This window comes from Pseudomonas sivasensis (assembly GCF_021391435.1).
In the GTDB taxonomy this organism is placed as follows: domain Bacteria; phylum Pseudomonadota; class Gammaproteobacteria; order Pseudomonadales; family Pseudomonadaceae; genus Aquipseudomonas; species Aquipseudomonas sivasensis.
On sequence record NZ_CP090029.1, the window covers coordinates 4,566,581 to 4,580,501 of the forward strand.

Consider the following 13,921-nt stretch of genomic DNA (forward strand, 5'->3'; position numbering starts at 1 on the left):
CAGGTGTAAAAAAGCCCCGCTCTCCTGCAAAGGAGGCGGGGCTTTTCATTGGGCGCGGATCAGGGTTTAGACGCTATCGCCTGCTCCACCGCCTTGATCAGCTCCGGGCTGTCCGGCTTGGTCAGGCTGGAAAAATCGGCAATCACCTTACCCTGGCGATCCACCACGTACTTGTAGAAATTCCACTTCGGCGCGTTGCTCTGCTGTGCCAACACCTTGAACAGATTCACTGCATCAGGGCCCTTGACCTTCTGCGGCTCGGTCATGGTGAAGGTCACGCCGTAGTTCACGTAGCAGACCTTGGCGGTCTCCTCGCCGGTCTTGGCTTCCTGCTTGAAGTCATCGGACGGCACGCCGATCACTTCCAGCCCTTGATCCTTGTAGCGTTGATACAAGGCTTCGAGGCCTTTGAACTGCGGGGCGAATCCGCAAAAGCTTGCGGTGTTGACGATAACCAAAGGCTTGCCGGCAAAGCGCTGGCACAGGTCGATGGATTCCTTGGCGCGCAGTTTGGGCAATTGGCCTTCAAGCAAAGGTGGGCAATCAGCAGCCAACGCCACACCGCCAAAAGCCGCCATCAGCACAGGTACAGCCAGCCAGCGCATCTGCATGTCGAAACGTCCTTTCAAGAGTTCAGGGATCGAACTTAACAGATCGACATACCCAGTTGCATCAATGCCAGCCCGCCGCGCTGCCAGCCCCACCATGCCAGCACCAGCAGGATGAGCCCCGCAATAATCAATAAACCCTGTGCTTTCAGGCTCATGCCGCCTCCATTTGCGCCTGTAGACGCGCCACCGGCCGCTCGCGTACCGGCCAATTGAGGGCGGCTGCGAGCAGGCTCAACACAATGGCACCTTGCCAGATCAAATCGTAGTTGCCGGTTCGATCATAGACCACCCCGCCCAACCAACCGCCGAGGAACGAACCAATCTGATGGAACAAGAACACAATCCCACCGAGCATCGAAAGATTTCGCACGCCAAACAAGGTGGCTACGGTGCCGTTGGTCAGCGGCACCGTGGACAACCACAGCAAGCCCATCGCCATGCCGAACAGGTAGGCGCTGAGTTGGGTCACCGGCGCCCACAGGAACAGCACAATCACCACCGCTCGCAACAGGTACAACCCGGTCAGCAGACGCGGCTTGGACATACGCCCACCCAGCCAACCGGCGGTGTAGGTACCGACGATATTGAACAGGCCAATCAATGCCAGCACGGTGGTGCCTGTGGTGGCCGGCAAGTGCTGATCCACCAGGTAGGCCGGCAGGTGCACACCGATAAACACCACCTGGAAACCACAGACGAAAAAGCCAAAGGCCAGCAGCCAGAATCCGGAGTGTCCGCAGGCTTCGTGCAATGCCTCGCGCAAGGTCTGCTGCCCGGCCAGTACCGGCAGCGGCCGATCCTTGAGCATGCTGACCAGCGGCAAGATCAACGCTACCATCAGGCCCAACGCAAGCAGTGCTGCGGACCAGCCCAGCCAACTGATCAAGCCTAAGGTGCCGGGCACCATAGCGAACTGGCCGAATGAACCTGCGGCGCTGGCAATACCCATGGCCATGCTGCGTTTTTCCGGCGCCACGGCACGGCCGACGACCCCAAGAATCACCGAAAACGAGGTTCCAGAGAGGCCGATACCAATCAGCAGACCGGCACTCAGCGAAAGCGACCACGCGGAATCGGACAGGCCCATCAACACGAGGCCCACGGCGTACAGCACTCCACCTACAAATACCACTTTGGTCGCGCCGAATCGGTCGGCCACCGCCCCCGCAAATGGCTGCGCCAGGCCCCAGATCAGATTCTGCAGCGCAATCGCCAAGGCGAACGTGCCTCGACCCCAGCCGAATTCACTGCTCATTGGCGCAAGGAACAGGCCGAAACCGTGCCGCACCCCCAATGACAACGCCAGGATCAGCGCACTCCCCACTAGGATCCAACCACTGGTGCGCCACATCGAGGTCATTTCTTATTCTCCGCTCGCGGGTATATACCCGCTTATGTTCGAACAAGCTCGCCTTCAGGCGAGCTCATCCAGCAAGGCCAACAAGGTTTCGCGTTTATCCGCGCCGAGTTGATCGATCAATTTCTGTTGCGCTGCTTCCCAGGCTGGCAAGGCCGCAGCCAGCCGTTCTGCACCGGCCTCGGTCAGCAGCACCAGGCGATTTCGCAGGTCATTGCCCTCGACCAACTGGACCAATCCTTCGCACTCCAACACCCGGAGATTGCGCCCCAAGGTGCTGCGGTCCAGCCCCATGGCGTCCGCCAGGCTGGAAATGCTCGGCTGATCAAGGCGCTGCAGGTTACACAGCAAAGAATACTGGGCAACGTTGATCCCGAAGCCGTCGAGGGCGCCGTCGTAGTGCCTGCTGACGCCACGGGCGGCGCGTCGCAGGTTGGTGCATAAACATTGGGAGGCAAGCATGGAACGTGTATATACCCGCGATTATTGAAATGCAAGAAAGTGTTACAGCGCCAGACCGACCAATACAGCGACTTCCAGCAGCTCCAACAAGGCCCCAGCGGTGTCGCCGGTGGTGCCGCCGAGGCGATTGACCATCAACTGGCGCAGACCAATGAAGCAGATCGCCGCGAGCAGCACCGCGATCCCACCACTGAATCCCCCGATAAGAATGCAGGCCAGAGCACTGAGGATCAGCACCTGTTGGCCGACGAGCCGAGGTAAATGATCCGACAATGCCTGACCCAATCCGCCAGCACGCACATAACGAGTGGTCAGAAACAACGCCAGCATCGAGGCCCGCCCGATCAGCGGTGCCAAAATGAGCGCAGCGCCGTTGTGTTGCTCAATCAAGGCCACCAGTGCAGTGAACTTGAGCAGCAACACCAAGCCCAGGGTGACTACCGCAATCGGTCCACTGCGGGGGTCTTTCATGATGGTCAGGGTGCGCTCACGGTCGCCAAAACCACCGAGCCAGGCGTCCGCGCTATCCGCCAGGCCATCCAAGTGCAACCCGCCACTGAGCAGCACCCAGGCCGTCAGCAGCAGCGCGGCATGCAGCAACAATGGCGCCCCCATCAGCGCCGTATTCAAACCCCACAACAGCAACCCGAACAGCAGCCCGACTACCGGATAAAACAGCAACGAGCGCCCCAACTCCTGCGGCTGCGGCATGCCCGGCAAGCGAATCGGCAGGCTGCTGAGAAATTGCAGGGCAATCCAGAACGGCAGCATCGTCAGATTCCTTCCTTCAACACGCCATCGGCAGCGACCTGCAAGCTGAACAGCCCACCATGGCCAACTTCGACATTCAGCAACTGCTCGCGGGGCAAGCCTCGGGCCTGGGCCAATAGCAAACGCATCACCCCGCCATGGCTGATCAACAGCACGCGCTCACCGGCATAGGCCTGATGCAAGCGTGAGACGGCGCTCAAAACACGTTCGGAAAATTCCCTGACCGGCTCACCCTCAGGTGGCGTGAAGCTATAGGGATCTGCCCAGAACAGGCCCAAGCCTTCGGCGTCGGTTTCCATCAACGCCGCCGCGCTCTGTCCTTCCCAAGCGCCGAAGTGCAGCTCTTGCAGGTCCTTTTCCAAGCTCACCGGCACCTTCAGCCGCGCCGCCAACTCATCAGCGAAGCGCGCGCAGCGTTGCAGCGGCGAACTGATGAGCCGGTCCCAAGGCCCCTGCGCTATGACGGCGGCGCGCATCTGCTCCCAGCCTTTGGCGGTCAAGGCGTCATCCAGGCTGCCACGCAGGCCGCCGCCCAGCTCGGTTTCGCCGTGGCGCAGCAGGTCCAGGTGCAAAATCATGCCGGACGGTCTGCCACGGCCGCTTCAGCAAAGGTCGCCATCTGCCCGTGCAGCGCACACGCCAGGCGCAACAACGGTACCGCCAACGCGGCGCCGCTGCCTTCGCCCAGGCGCAAGCCGAGTTCGAGCAACGGTTGTGCATCAAGGCTTTGCAGCACATGACGATGACCCGGTTCAGCGCCCCGATGGCCGAACAACAGCCAATCGCGGCAGTCCGAATTCAGACGCGTGGCCACCAGTGCGGCGACCGTGCAGATAAACCCATCCACCAGCACCACCACGCCTTCTTGGGCGCACGCCAGATAAGCTCCCACCAATGCAGCAATCTCAAAGCCGCCCAGGTTGAACAGGGTGTGCAGTGCGTCACCACGCTGCCCGGCATGCAACGCCAACGCGCGTTCGATCACGGCAACCTTGTGGCTCACCCCTTCAGCGTTCAACCCTGTACCCGGGCCGGTCAGATCGCTGACGCGGCAATCGAGCAACGCGCACGCTAACGCACTGGCGGCGGTGGTGTTGCCGATGCCCATTTCGCCGCCGATAAACAACTGCGCACCGCTTTCACGGGCACGCAGCACGCTGTCGCGACCCGCTTGCAATGCCAATTGCCCCTGAGCCACGGTCATTGCCGGGCCCTTGACGAAGTTGGCGGTGCCCGCACCGATATTCAGGTGACGCACGCCCGGCAGGCTCAGCGACGGGTTCACCGTACCGAGGTCGACCACCTCCAACTGCCCATCCAATTGCCGCGCCAGTACGCTGATGGCCGCACCACCGGTGACAAAGTTATGCAGCATCTGCCCGGTCACTTCCTGGGGATACGCCGACACACCTTCGGCAACCACGCCGTGATCCCCGGCAAAAATCGCAATCCACACGTGATCAACCGACGGTTTGACCTGGCCCTGCAAGCCAGCCAATTGCACGGCCAGCGCTTCCAACTGACCGAGGGAACCGGCCGGCTTGGTCAATTGCTGCTGGCGCGCCAAGGCCTGTTCGTACGCCGAGGCGTCAATCGCCTTACAAGGGTTGAGCCACCAGGTGTCAGTCATAACGCAATACCTTTCAAAGTCAGGGGCAGGCCGGCAACCGTCAGGACAACACGCTGACACCGCTCGGCCAAAGCTTGATGCAGCCAACCGGCTTCATCCACATAGCGGCGAGTCAATTCGCCCAGCGGCACGACACCCATTCCGGTCTCGTTGCTGACAAAAATGATTTCCCCCGGCAGCGTGGCCAGGGTTTCCAGCAATTGATCGCGCTCAAACGCCAAGCGCTCTGCGTCTTCGAGCATCAGCAGATTGGTCAGCCACAGGGTCAGGCAATCCACCAGCAAGCAGCGACCGGGTGCGGCGTTTTCGCGTAGCACACGCGCCAGCTCGACAGGCTCTTCGATCAAACCCCAATGATCAGGGCGACGCTCGCGATGCGAGGCAACGCGGGCATTCATCTCGCCGTCAAGCGGCTGACTGGTGGCGATATAGATGACGGGCAAAGCGCTGTCGCTGGCGAGCTTTTCGGCCAGGCGGCTTTTACCGGAACGAGCGCCGCCTAAAATCAGTTGAAGCATGAGACACCCCCTACCCATTCACCCATCCACGATGCGAAGCGAGTCGTTTTTGATCCTGCTTTTGATCTGAAGTCGCCCCGTAAACCACGCTGGCCGAACGCAGGAATGGATATGTACACCGAAAGCCCCCTCCCACCTTTGAACCGTGTGTACACCATTAAATCCCACACAGTTTGCGCAACAAATCGGTGTCCAAATGGTTCTCCACCAGATCGGCCAGGCGTTCGATATCGCGCTCGCGCAGGGCGTGGTAGTCCACCTCCTGCACATCCTGCAACCCTGCCCAACGCAGCAACGCACTGCAGGCCGCCGGGGTCTCGAACAAGCCATGCAGATACGTGCCGAGAATCTGCCCGTCAGCACTTTGCGCGCCGTCACGGCGACCGTCCTCCAGCAGCACGGCGGCGTTCGACAGGGCAGCGCCACACGTCACACCCGCATGAATCTCGTACCCGCTGACCTCAGCATCCTCCAGCAACAACCGCCCCCGCACATTGCGCAGTTGCTTCTCTTCTTCCAAAGTCGTGCTGAACGCCAACAACCCCAACCCCTCACTGGAACCCGCCGCTCCTTCCAGCCCCAATGGGTCATGCACCTGCTCGCCCAGCATCTGCAACCCGCCGCAAATCCCCAGCACCTTGCCGCCATACCGCAAATGCCGTGCTACGGCGGTATCCCAGCCATTGGCACGCAGATACGCCAAATCACTGCGCACGCTTTTCGAGCCCGGCAGGATGATCAGGTCGGCGGCAGGAATCGACTGGCCCGGACCGACAAACTGCAAATCCACCTGAGGATGCAGGCGCAGTGGGTCAAAATCCGTGTGATTGCTGATGCGCGGCAATACCGGCACCACCACCTTGAGCACCTGCGCCGCCTTGTCGATCTGACGCTGGTCGATGCCGTCTTCAGCCTCCAAGTGCAAATCCATCACGTAGGGCAAAACCCCCACCACCGGTTTGCCAGTGCGTGCTTGCAGCCAATCCAAACCGGGTTGCAACAGCGCGATATCGCCGCGAAAACGGTTGATGACGAAGCCCTTGACCCGCTCTTGTTCGGTGGGCGAAAGCAATTCCAAGGTGCCGACCAGATGGGCAAACACACCGCCGCGATTGATGTCGGCGATCAGCAGCACTGGGCAGTCGACGGCTTCGGCGAAGCCCATGTTGGCAATGTCATTGGCGCGCAGGTTGATCTCCGCCGGGGAGCCTGCGCCTTCCACCATTACCACCGGATAGGCTTCGCTCAACCGTGCGTGGGAGGCCAGCACTGCCTGCATGGCGATGGCTTTGTAGTCGTGATAGGCCACGGCGTTCATGGTGGTCACGGCGCGGCCGTGGATGATCACTTGGGAACCGGTGTCGCTGTTGGGTTTGAGCAGCACCGGGTTCATGTCGGTGTGAGGCGCCAGATTAGCTGCCTGGGCCTGCACCGCCTGGGCGCGGCCGATCTCGCCGCCTTCGGCCGTCACGGCACTGTTGAGCGCCATGTTCTGCGGCTTGAACGGCACCACTGCGACGCCTTGGCGTACCAGCCAGCGGCACAGCGCGGTCACCAGCGTACTTTTGCCGGCGTCGGACGTGGTGCCTTGCACCATCAGCGTACTCATGAAGCATCCTTATAGGCGGCCAGTGCGGCGTCGAGTCGCAACCAATCGGCCTCGGTGTCGGGCAGGCCGAAGCGCAGGCTGCTGTCGTGGACGAACAGGCGCAGGAGGATGCCGCGCTGGGCCATGAATTCGTGCATGCGTTCGGCGTGCGGGGTGATCAGCCATTGGAACAACGCGCAGCCGCCCTGAGGCTGAAATCCGTGGCGCTCAAGCAGCGTGAACAATCGCTCGCCAGCCTCGACGCAACGCGCCCGCTGACGGGTATGCCCGGCAGTGTCGCGCAGGCACACTTGCCCCAACACGCGCGTCGGTCCGCTAACGGCCCAAGGCCCGACCTGTTCAGCGAGCAACTTGAGCAACTTGCGTTCGGCCAGCACAAATCCCAGACGCACGCCGGCCAGGCCGAAGAACTTGCCGAACGAGCGCAACACAATCAGACCGACCTGATGAGCCTGGCCTGCCAAACTCAACTCCGGCGTCACGTCCATAAACGCTTCGTCCACCACCAGCCAGCCGCCGCGCTGGGCCAGCCGTGTGTGCCAGTCCAGCAGGCGCTGGGGAGTCAGGCTCTGGCCTGTAGGATTGTTGGGATTGACCACCACCAAAACGTCGAGGCTATCGAGGAAGAAGTCGACTTCCTGTTCCTGCACCTCGCGCACCACATACCCGGCGCGGCGCCAGGCTTCGGCATGCTCGGCATAGCAAGGCGACAGCACGCCGACTTTGCCGGATCGGCGCAGGCGCGGCAGCAACTGGATCGCCGCCTGGGAACCGGGCACCGGCAATAAATGCGCGGCCCCGTAGTACTCGCTGGCAGCCTGTTCCAAGCCGTCGTCGGTCTCTGGCAATCGTGCCCAGGCACGCAGCGGGATCGGCGGGATCGGCCAGGGCCAAGGCGCGAGACCGCTGGACAGGTCAAGCCAGTCGGCCTCGGCAATCCCGTATTGAATGGATGCTTTACGCAGTCGGCCACCGTGTTCAAGCATAGAATTGCGCCCCCACACATAGGATCAGCAGCCACAACCATACGCCGCGCTGCACCAGTTGCCAGCCTCGGTCGATGGAGTCGGCATCCGCCGCCGGGCCTTCGCCCAATGGCGGACGCTGGTGCACTTCGCCGTGATAAATCGCAGCACCACCCAATTCAACACCCAAGGCGCCTGCGCCGGCAGCCATCACCGGCCCGGCGTTGGGGCTGTCCCAGGTCGGGCCCTGGGTGCGCCAGCATTTGAGGGCCAGGCGGGTTTTGCCGAGCACGGCGTAGGTCAAGGCCACCAGGCGTGCCGGAATGTAGTTGAGCACGTCGTCGATTTTCGCTGCGGCCCAGCCGAAGCGCTCGAAGCGTTCGTTGCGATAGCCCCACATGGCATCAAGGGTGTTGCTCAATCGGTAGAGCACCACGCCCGGTACGCCAGCGACCACGAACCAGAACAGCGCGGCGAATATCGCATCGCTGCCGTTTTCCAATACCGATTCGGTGGCAGCGCGGGCGACTTCGGTGCGATCCAGCTCGCTGGTCTGGCGGCTCACCAGGTAACTCACCCGCGTGCGGGCTTCATCCAGGTCATCGCTGCGCAACGCCTGGGCCACCGGCATCACATGCTCGCCGAGGCTGCGCATACCGAGGGCGCAGTACAACGCCAGAATCTCCAACACCCAGCCGATATAAGGCGCCCACGACAACGCGGTGGCCAGCAGCGTCAGCGGCACCACGGCGATAAACCACGCCGTCACGCCGTGACTGCGCCAGCCACGGCCGCCACTGTTGAAACGTTGCTCGATGCGCCCGGCAAAATTGCCGAACGCCACCAGCGGATGCCAGCGCCTGGGCTCGCCCAGTAGCGCATCCAACGCCACTGCAGCGACACACAGCAAGGCCACACTCATTGACTTACTCCCCACGTATTCTCATACAACATGTCACTCAGCGGACGCGGTTCGGTCCAGCCTTCGAGCTGCAACATCGGTGCCGGATAGAACTCGACGACCGGCCCCAGGCACAACACAGCCAGAGGTTTTGCGCCGGGCGGCAGGCCCAGCAAATCGGCCAGGGCCTGGGGCTCAAACAACGAGACCCAGCCCATGCCAAGGCCTTCCACGCGAGCGGCCAGCCACAGATTCTGGATCGCGCAGGACAGCGAGGCCATGTCCATCTCCGGCAAGGTGCGCCGGCCGAAAATATGGCGCTCGCGATCATCCATCAATGCCGCCACCAGTACTTCGGCACAGTCATTGATGCCTTCGACCTTAAGCCTCATGAACTCATCGGTACGTTCGCCAAGGGCCTCGGCTGTGCGCACGCGCTCTTCTTCCACCAGTTGCTGGATCTGCCCGCGCAGGTGGCGGTCGCTGATGCGGATAAAACGCCAGGGCTGCATGAGGCCGACACTCGGCGCCTGATGCGCGGCCTGAAGCAGGCGGTGGAGCAATTCAGGGGCGACAGTGCCACCGCTGAAGTGGCGCATGTCGCGGCGTTCGGCAATGGCGCGGTAAACGGCATCGCGGTCGGCCTGGGGGAAGGCGTTGTCAGTCATGGCGCTATCGTGGGTAAAAACAATGCGGCCACAGCAGCCGGATTCGACGGAAAGTAGAAGTGCACGTAAGAGGCCGTCATCCGCCCCTGTCGGTAGACCGCTTCGGCCCCGCGCCCACCATTGGGGCTCAGACCACGGGCAATCGGTTGCCATTCGGTGCTGGTCAGGGAGTGGTGATAGGTATGGCCGCGCAGCACGCCTTCCGGCAATTCGACGCTTTGCAGCGCCAGGGCCGCCAGTTTCTTTTGCATCACTGCATCACCCTGCAACAGGCCGAGCAGTTCGGCGCGGTTGCCGTCGACGTCGGTGAGGGAGTTCAGCAGGTAGAGCATGCCGCCACACTCAGCGAGCAACGGCTTACCCGCCGCATGGTGAGCACGGATGGCGTCGAGCATCGGAGTATTTTCCGACAACGCCTGGTGGTGCAGTTCCGGGTAGCCGCCAGGCAGATACAGACTGTCGGCGTCAGGTAATTCGCGATCGTGGATCGGGGAGAAAAATGTCAGCTCAGCGCCCATCGCCCGCAACAGGTCAAGACTGGCGCCGTAGGTGAAGGCGAAGGCTTCGTCGCGGGCCACGGCAATGCGGACACCGGCCAACAACGGCTCAGCTTCGATCACTTCAGGCGCGGCGAAGGTCACGGGCGGCGGTAAAGCGACTTCGCAACTGCTGCCCAAGGCTTGGGCGGCGGCGTCCAGGCGTGCATCGAGGTCATTCAGTTCGCTGGCTTGAACCAGGCCCAGATGACGGCTCGGCAGCTCGATTCCCGTCTCGCGGGACAGCGCGCCGTACCAGCGCAGGCCTTCAGTGAGGCTACCTTCGAGCAATTGCGCATGACGCAACGTGCCGACGCGGTTGGCCAACACGCCCGCGAACGGTAGATCCGGCTGGTAGCGCGCAAGGCCCAGCGCCAGAGCACCAAAGGTTTGGGCCATGGCGGTGCCATCAATCACGCCCAGCACTGGCACGCCGAAGTGCCGCGCCAGGTCGGCACTGGAGGGCGTGCCGTCGAACAGACCCATCACGCCTTCGATCAGGATCAGGTCGGCCTCCCCCGCCGCTTCCCACAGCAGGCGGCGACTTTCCTGCTCGCCCACCATCCACATATCCAATTGATACACCGGCGCACCGCTGGCGCGTTCGTGGATCATCGGGTCCAGAAAGTCCGGACCGCATTTGAACACGCGCACCCTACGTCCCAGATTGCGGTGCAAACGAGCCAGGGCGGCGGTGACGGTAGTTTTGCCTTGGCCGGACGCCGGTGCGGCGATCAATACGGCCGGGCAATGACGGGGCTGATTCAAAGTTCGACGCCCTTCTGTGCCTTGATACCGGCCTGGAATGCGTGTTTGAGCATGCCCATTTCGGTGACGGTGTCGCCCATCTCGATCAGCTCCGGCTTAGCGCCACGGCCAGTGACCACCACGTGTTGCATCGGCGGGCGGGCTTGCAGGTCGCTGAGCACTTGGTCCAGGTCGAGGTAACCGTGCTTGAGGGCTATGTTCAGCTCGTCCAGCACCACCAGGCCGATGGTTGGGTCTTGCAGCAGTTCGCGGGATACCGCCCAGGCTGCCTCGGCGGCGGCGATATCGCGCTGGCGGTCCTGGGTTTCCCAGGTAAAGCCTTCGCCCATGACGTGGAAACGCACTTGCTCGGGGAAGCGGCGGAAGAACAACTCTTCGCCAGTGCTGTTACGCCCCTTGATGAACTGCACCACACCGCATTGCATCCCATGGCCCATGGCGCGAGCGAGCATCCCAAACGCCGAGCTGCTCTTGCCTTTGCCGTTGCCGGTGAGTACCAGCAGCAAGCCGCATTCGTTAGGGGAGTTGGCGATGCGCTCGTCGATCACGGCTTTTTTGCGCAGCATGCGCGCCAGGTGGCGTTCGTCGCGGTCGGGGGTATCGGTCATGGCAGCTCTCCGTTGGGGCTGGACAAAAACGGCGGGCAGGAAAAAGAAAAAACAGACAGCCAAGCATCGCCCACCGTGATGCTGTTGGATGATCCAGGCCGGTCTCCGGGCTCATGAGTGGCGCAGCTCTTGTAGAGAGCAAGCAGGCCAACGCTGCGCCTTCCCATATCGCACGCGATACAGTGGCAAAAGCAGCGTCTTGACTCATTTACCGTTGCGGGGGCAGCGCCGGAATTGCGGCGGCGCTGTGTACAAGCGCGCTCACTCACCGGCTTCCCTGTTTCACTCTGTCGACCCACGGGTCACAGAGCACCTGGAACAAGCGGCGAAGGTTAGTGGGTTGGGGATGGAGCGTCAATGAAAGCTGGTCGAGTACTTGAACCATCGCACCACCGCCCTCCTCTACCCTTACAGGTATCAAGGAGAACACCATGCATAAAACCAGACTCGCCCTGTTAATCATGCTTGCCGGCACCCTCGCGGCGTGCGGAGAAAGCTCAACCCTGAAGGTTTCCGACGGCACCGGCCCCTCGCCCAGACTGCCGGAACCGAACAAAACGCTGATCCCTACCGTCAACATCGCTCCAGCCATCGGCTGGCCAGATGGCGCGAAGCCAACGGCAGCCCCCGGCACCCAAGTGGCCGCGTTCGCCGAGGGTCTCGACCACCCGCGCTGGCTGTATGTGTTGCCTAATGGCGATGTGCTGGTGGCGGAAACCAACGCACCGCCCAAACCGGATGACGCCAAGGGCATACGCGGCTGGGTCATGGAGAAGGTCATGGGACGTGCCGGCGCCGGGGTGCCGAGCCCGAACCGTATCACTCTACTGCGCGATGCCGACCACGACGGCGTCGCCGAAACACGTACGGTGTTTCTGGAAAACCTCAATTCGCCGTTCGGTATGACCCTGGTCGGAAACGACCTGTATGTGGCCGACTCGGACAAGCTGCTGCGTTTCCCCTATCAGCCAGGCGAAACTGCCATCAAGGCCCAAGGCTCCAAGGTGGTCGACTTGCCAGGCGGTCCGCTGAACCACCACTGGACGAAAAACGTCGTGGCCAGCAAGGACGGCAGCAAGCTGTACGTGAGCGTCGGCTCAAACAGCAACGTCGGTGAAAACGGCCTGGAGGCGGAACAGGGGCGTGCCGCGATCTGGGAAGTCGACCGCGCCAGCGGCCAGCACCGTATTTTCGCCTCCGGCCTGCGCAACCCCAATGGCATGGCTTGGGAACCGCAGAGCGGCAAGCTGTGGACAGCGGTGAACGAGCGCGACGAGATCGGCAGCGACCTAGTGCCGGACTACATCACCTCGGTCAAGGACGGCGGTTTCTATGGCTGGCCGTTCAGCTATTACGGTCAGCATGTGGATGTGCGCGTCACGCCGCAGAACCCGGACCTGGTCGCCAAGGCCATTGCGCCGGACTACGCCGTAGGGCCGCACACCGCTTCTTTGGGCCTGACGTTCGCCGAGGGCAGCAAACTCCCGGCGCCGTTCAGCAACGGCGCATTCATCGGCCAGCATGGCTCGTGGAATCGCAAGCCGCACAGCGGCTACAAGGTGATTTTCGTGCCATTCGACGCAGGCCTGCCTAAAGGTCAGCCGGTGGACGTGCTGACCGGCTTCCTTGATAAAGATGAGAAAGCCATGGGCCGCCCAGTGGGCGTGGTGATTGATCAGCAAGGGGACTTGCTGGTGGCGGATGACGTGGGGAACAAGGTATGGCGGGTGTCGGCGGCCAAATAAACGCCCCCAGAAGCATGACAAAACCAATGTGGGAGGGGGCTTGCTCCCGATAGCAGTGGGTCAGGCACAGACACTGTGACTGATACTTCGCTATCGGGGGCAAGCCCCCTCCCACATTTAGTTAGGTATTGGGTTCAGGGATTACGTGCCAGGTTTGCTGGCAATACCCGCTTGGCGCTCAGATAGGCATTCTGCCAATACGCCTTGGACAGGGTATCGAGCTTCACCGTACCGCCGGTTTGCGGCGCATGGACAAAGCGGCCCTCGCCCACATAGATCCCAGCATGGCTGACCTGCGAACCACCACCGGTGGCGAAGAACAGCAGGTCACCGGTTTGCAGGTTCTGCTCACTCACGTCCTGAGCGCGCATCACGATCAGCTCACGGGTAGTGCGTGGCAGGGAAATGCCGGCGGCGTCACGGAACACAAAGCCGATCAGGCCACTGCAATCAAAGCCCGAGTCCGGCGTGTTGCCACCCCAGCGATAAGGCGTGCCGACCAGGCCCAGCGCACGGAAGAGCACGTCTTCGGCAGCAGGCGAGAAATTCTGGGTGGCGTAGTTGAATACCGGCTTGGGCTTGACCGCGACAGGAGCAGGCGGCGGACGGCTGGCGCAGGCGCTGAGCAGCGCGGCGCAAACGAGAAGAACTAGGCGGGCTGACGTCGACATGTGCAGAACAATCCTGGTCTGGATGCGGCTTTCGCTGCCGAACGCTGAAAACCAGAACGCGCAAGCAAGGCTCGCGCGAACGGATTACAACAATGTCCAGG

15 protein-coding genes and 1 riboswitch are annotated in these 13,921 nt (G+C 62.1%); of the genes, 1 reads left to right on the top strand and 14 read right to left on the bottom strand.

Annotation, left to right across the window (positions count from 1 at the left end; genetic code table 11):
• Nucleotides 1-59: 59 nt before the first annotated feature.
• The 13 genes from LRO94_RS20565 to cobO form a co-directional block, all read right to left on the bottom strand.
• Nucleotides 60-611, bottom strand: coding sequence for a glutathione peroxidase (locus LRO94_RS20565; protein ID WP_032887814.1), 552 nt, complete (start codon nt 609-611; stop codon nt 60-62).
• Nucleotides 612-762: 151 nt separating this feature from the next.
• Nucleotides 763-1,962 carry an MFS transporter gene (locus LRO94_RS20570; RefSeq protein ID WP_163035004.1) on the bottom strand — a complete coding sequence of 400 codons (1,200 nt, stop codon included), beginning with the start codon at nt 1,960-1,962 and terminating at the stop codon, nt 763-765.
• A gap of 63 nt (nt 1,963-2,025) precedes the next feature.
• A complete protein-coding gene (locus tag LRO94_RS20575; protein WP_032887810.1) occupies nt 2,026-2,430 on the bottom strand; it encodes a MarR family winged helix-turn-helix transcriptional regulator in 405 nt (134 codons plus the stop codon).
• A gap of 42 nt (nt 2,431-2,472) precedes the next feature.
• Nucleotides 2,473-3,201 (bottom strand): adenosylcobinamide-GDP ribazoletransferase, encoded by a 729-nt coding sequence (locus LRO94_RS20580; protein ID WP_179178624.1) that lies wholly within the window; start codon nt 3,199-3,201, stop codon nt 2,473-2,475.
• 2 nt (nt 3,202-3,203) lie between these two features.
• Nucleotides 3,204-3,779 carry an alpha-ribazole phosphatase family protein gene (gene cobC / locus LRO94_RS20585; RefSeq protein ID WP_179178623.1) on the bottom strand — a complete coding sequence of 192 codons (576 nt, stop codon included), beginning with the start codon at nt 3,777-3,779 and terminating at the stop codon, nt 3,204-3,206.
• On the bottom strand, nt 3,776-4,831 hold the full coding sequence (gene cobT / locus LRO94_RS20590; RefSeq protein ID WP_179178622.1) for a nicotinate-nucleotide--dimethylbenzimidazole phosphoribosyltransferase: 1,056 nt from the start codon (nt 4,829-4,831) through the stop codon (nt 3,776-3,778). Before cobT ends, cobC begins: the two co-directional genes overlap by 4 nt.
• Nucleotides 4,828-5,349 carry a bifunctional adenosylcobinamide kinase/adenosylcobinamide-phosphate guanylyltransferase gene (cobU, locus tag LRO94_RS20595; RefSeq protein ID WP_179178621.1) on the bottom strand — a complete coding sequence of 174 codons (522 nt, stop codon included), beginning with the start codon at nt 5,347-5,349 and terminating at the stop codon, nt 4,828-4,830. The genes cobT and cobU overlap by 4 nt, the downstream gene beginning before the upstream one ends.
• 157 nt (nt 5,350-5,506) lie before the next feature.
• Nucleotides 5,507-6,958 (bottom strand): cobyric acid synthase, encoded by a 1,452-nt coding sequence (locus tag LRO94_RS20600; protein WP_179178620.1) that lies wholly within the window; start codon nt 6,956-6,958, stop codon nt 5,507-5,509.
• Nucleotides 6,955-7,944, bottom strand: a complete 990-nt coding sequence (gene cobD / locus LRO94_RS20605; protein ID WP_032887797.1) for a threonine-phosphate decarboxylase CobD — start codon at nt 7,942-7,944, stop codon at nt 6,955-6,957. The genes LRO94_RS20600 and cobD overlap by 4 nt, the downstream gene beginning before the upstream one ends.
• Nucleotides 7,937-8,845 (bottom strand): adenosylcobinamide-phosphate synthase CbiB, encoded by a 909-nt coding sequence (gene cbiB, locus LRO94_RS20610; protein ID WP_032887795.1) that lies wholly within the window; start codon nt 8,843-8,845, stop codon nt 7,937-7,939. Before cbiB ends, cobD begins: the two co-directional genes overlap by 8 nt.
• Nucleotides 8,842-9,492, bottom strand: coding sequence for a 5,6-dimethylbenzimidazole synthase (gene bluB, locus LRO94_RS20615; RefSeq protein ID WP_099603000.1), 651 nt, complete (start codon nt 9,490-9,492; stop codon nt 8,842-8,844). The genes cbiB and bluB overlap by 4 nt, the downstream gene beginning before the upstream one ends.
• Nucleotides 9,489-10,796, bottom strand: a complete 1,308-nt coding sequence (locus tag LRO94_RS20620) for a cobyrinate a,c-diamide synthase (RefSeq protein WP_032887791.1) — start codon at nt 10,794-10,796, stop codon at nt 9,489-9,491. The genes bluB and LRO94_RS20620 overlap by 4 nt, the downstream gene beginning before the upstream one ends.
• Complete coding sequence (gene cobO / locus LRO94_RS20625; RefSeq protein WP_027603802.1) at nt 10,793-11,404, bottom strand: cob(I)yrinic acid a,c-diamide adenosyltransferase; 612 nt, start codon at nt 11,402-11,404, stop codon at nt 10,793-10,795. Before cobO ends, LRO94_RS20620 begins: the two co-directional genes overlap by 4 nt.
• Before the next feature lie 79 nt (nt 11,405-11,483).
• A riboswitch (cobalamin riboswitch) is annotated at nt 11,484-11,736 on the bottom strand.
• Between the two features lie 99 nt (nt 11,737-11,835).
• Here cobO and LRO94_RS20630 point away from each other — a divergent pair.
• Nucleotides 11,836-13,149, top strand: a complete 1,314-nt coding sequence (locus tag LRO94_RS20630) for a PQQ-dependent sugar dehydrogenase (protein WP_179178619.1) — start codon at nt 11,836-11,838, stop codon at nt 13,147-13,149.
• 134 nt (nt 13,150-13,283) lie between these two features.
• Here LRO94_RS20630 and LRO94_RS20635 read toward each other — a convergent pair whose 3' ends face one another.
• The gene (locus LRO94_RS20635; RefSeq protein WP_099602998.1) at nt 13,284-13,820 is read right to left on the bottom strand and encodes a C40 family peptidase; all 537 of its coding nucleotides are present in this window, start codon (nt 13,818-13,820) and stop codon (nt 13,284-13,286) included.
• Between the last annotated feature and the right edge of the window lie 101 nt (nt 13,821-13,921).

Excerpts from the sequence above, each read along its gene's own strand:
- LRO94_RS20600 (WP_179178620.1), bottom strand. The coding sequence starts at position 6,958 with ATGAGTACGCTGATGGTGCAAGGCACCACGTCCGACGCCGGCAAAAGT.
- cobT (WP_179178622.1), bottom strand. The coding sequence starts at position 4,831 with ATGACTGACACCTGGTGGCTCAACCCTTGTAAGGCGATTGACGCCTCG.
- LRO94_RS20580 (WP_179178624.1), bottom strand. The coding sequence starts at position 3,201 with ATGCTGCCGTTCTGGATTGCCCTGCAATTTCTCAGCAGCCTGCCGATT.
- cobC (WP_179178623.1), bottom strand. The coding sequence starts at position 3,779 with ATGATTTTGCACCTGGACCTGCTGCGCCACGGCGAAACCGAGCTGGGC.
- cobD (WP_032887797.1), bottom strand. The coding sequence starts at position 7,944 with ATGCTTGAACACGGTGGCCGACTGCGTAAAGCATCCATTCAATACGGG.
- cobU (WP_179178621.1), bottom strand. The coding sequence starts at position 5,349 with ATGCTTCAACTGATTTTAGGCGGCGCTCGTTCCGGTAAAAGCCGCCTG.
- LRO94_RS20630 (WP_179178619.1), top strand. The coding sequence starts at position 11,836 with ATGCATAAAACCAGACTCGCCCTGTTAATCATGCTTGCCGGCACCCTC.
- cbiB (WP_032887795.1), bottom strand. The coding sequence starts at position 8,845 with ATGAGTGTGGCCTTGCTGTGTGTCGCTGCAGTGGCGTTGGATGCGCTA.
- bluB (WP_099603000.1), bottom strand. The coding sequence starts at position 9,492 with ATGACTGACAACGCCTTCCCCCAGGCCGACCGCGATGCCGTTTACCGC.
- LRO94_RS20565 (WP_032887814.1), bottom strand. The coding sequence starts at position 611 with ATGCAGATGCGCTGGCTGGCTGTACCTGTGCTGATGGCGGCTTTTGGC.
- LRO94_RS20635 (WP_099602998.1), bottom strand. The coding sequence starts at position 13,820 with ATGTCGACGTCAGCCCGCCTAGTTCTTCTCGTTTGCGCCGCGCTGCTC.
- cobO (WP_027603802.1), bottom strand. The coding sequence starts at position 11,404 with ATGACCGATACCCCCGACCGCGACGAACGCCACCTGGCGCGCATGCTG.
- LRO94_RS20575 (WP_032887810.1), bottom strand. The coding sequence starts at position 2,430 with ATGCTTGCCTCCCAATGTTTATGCACCAACCTGCGACGCGCCGCCCGT.
- LRO94_RS20570 (WP_163035004.1), bottom strand. The coding sequence starts at position 1,962 with ATGTGGCGCACCAGTGGTTGGATCCTAGTGGGGAGTGCGCTGATCCTG.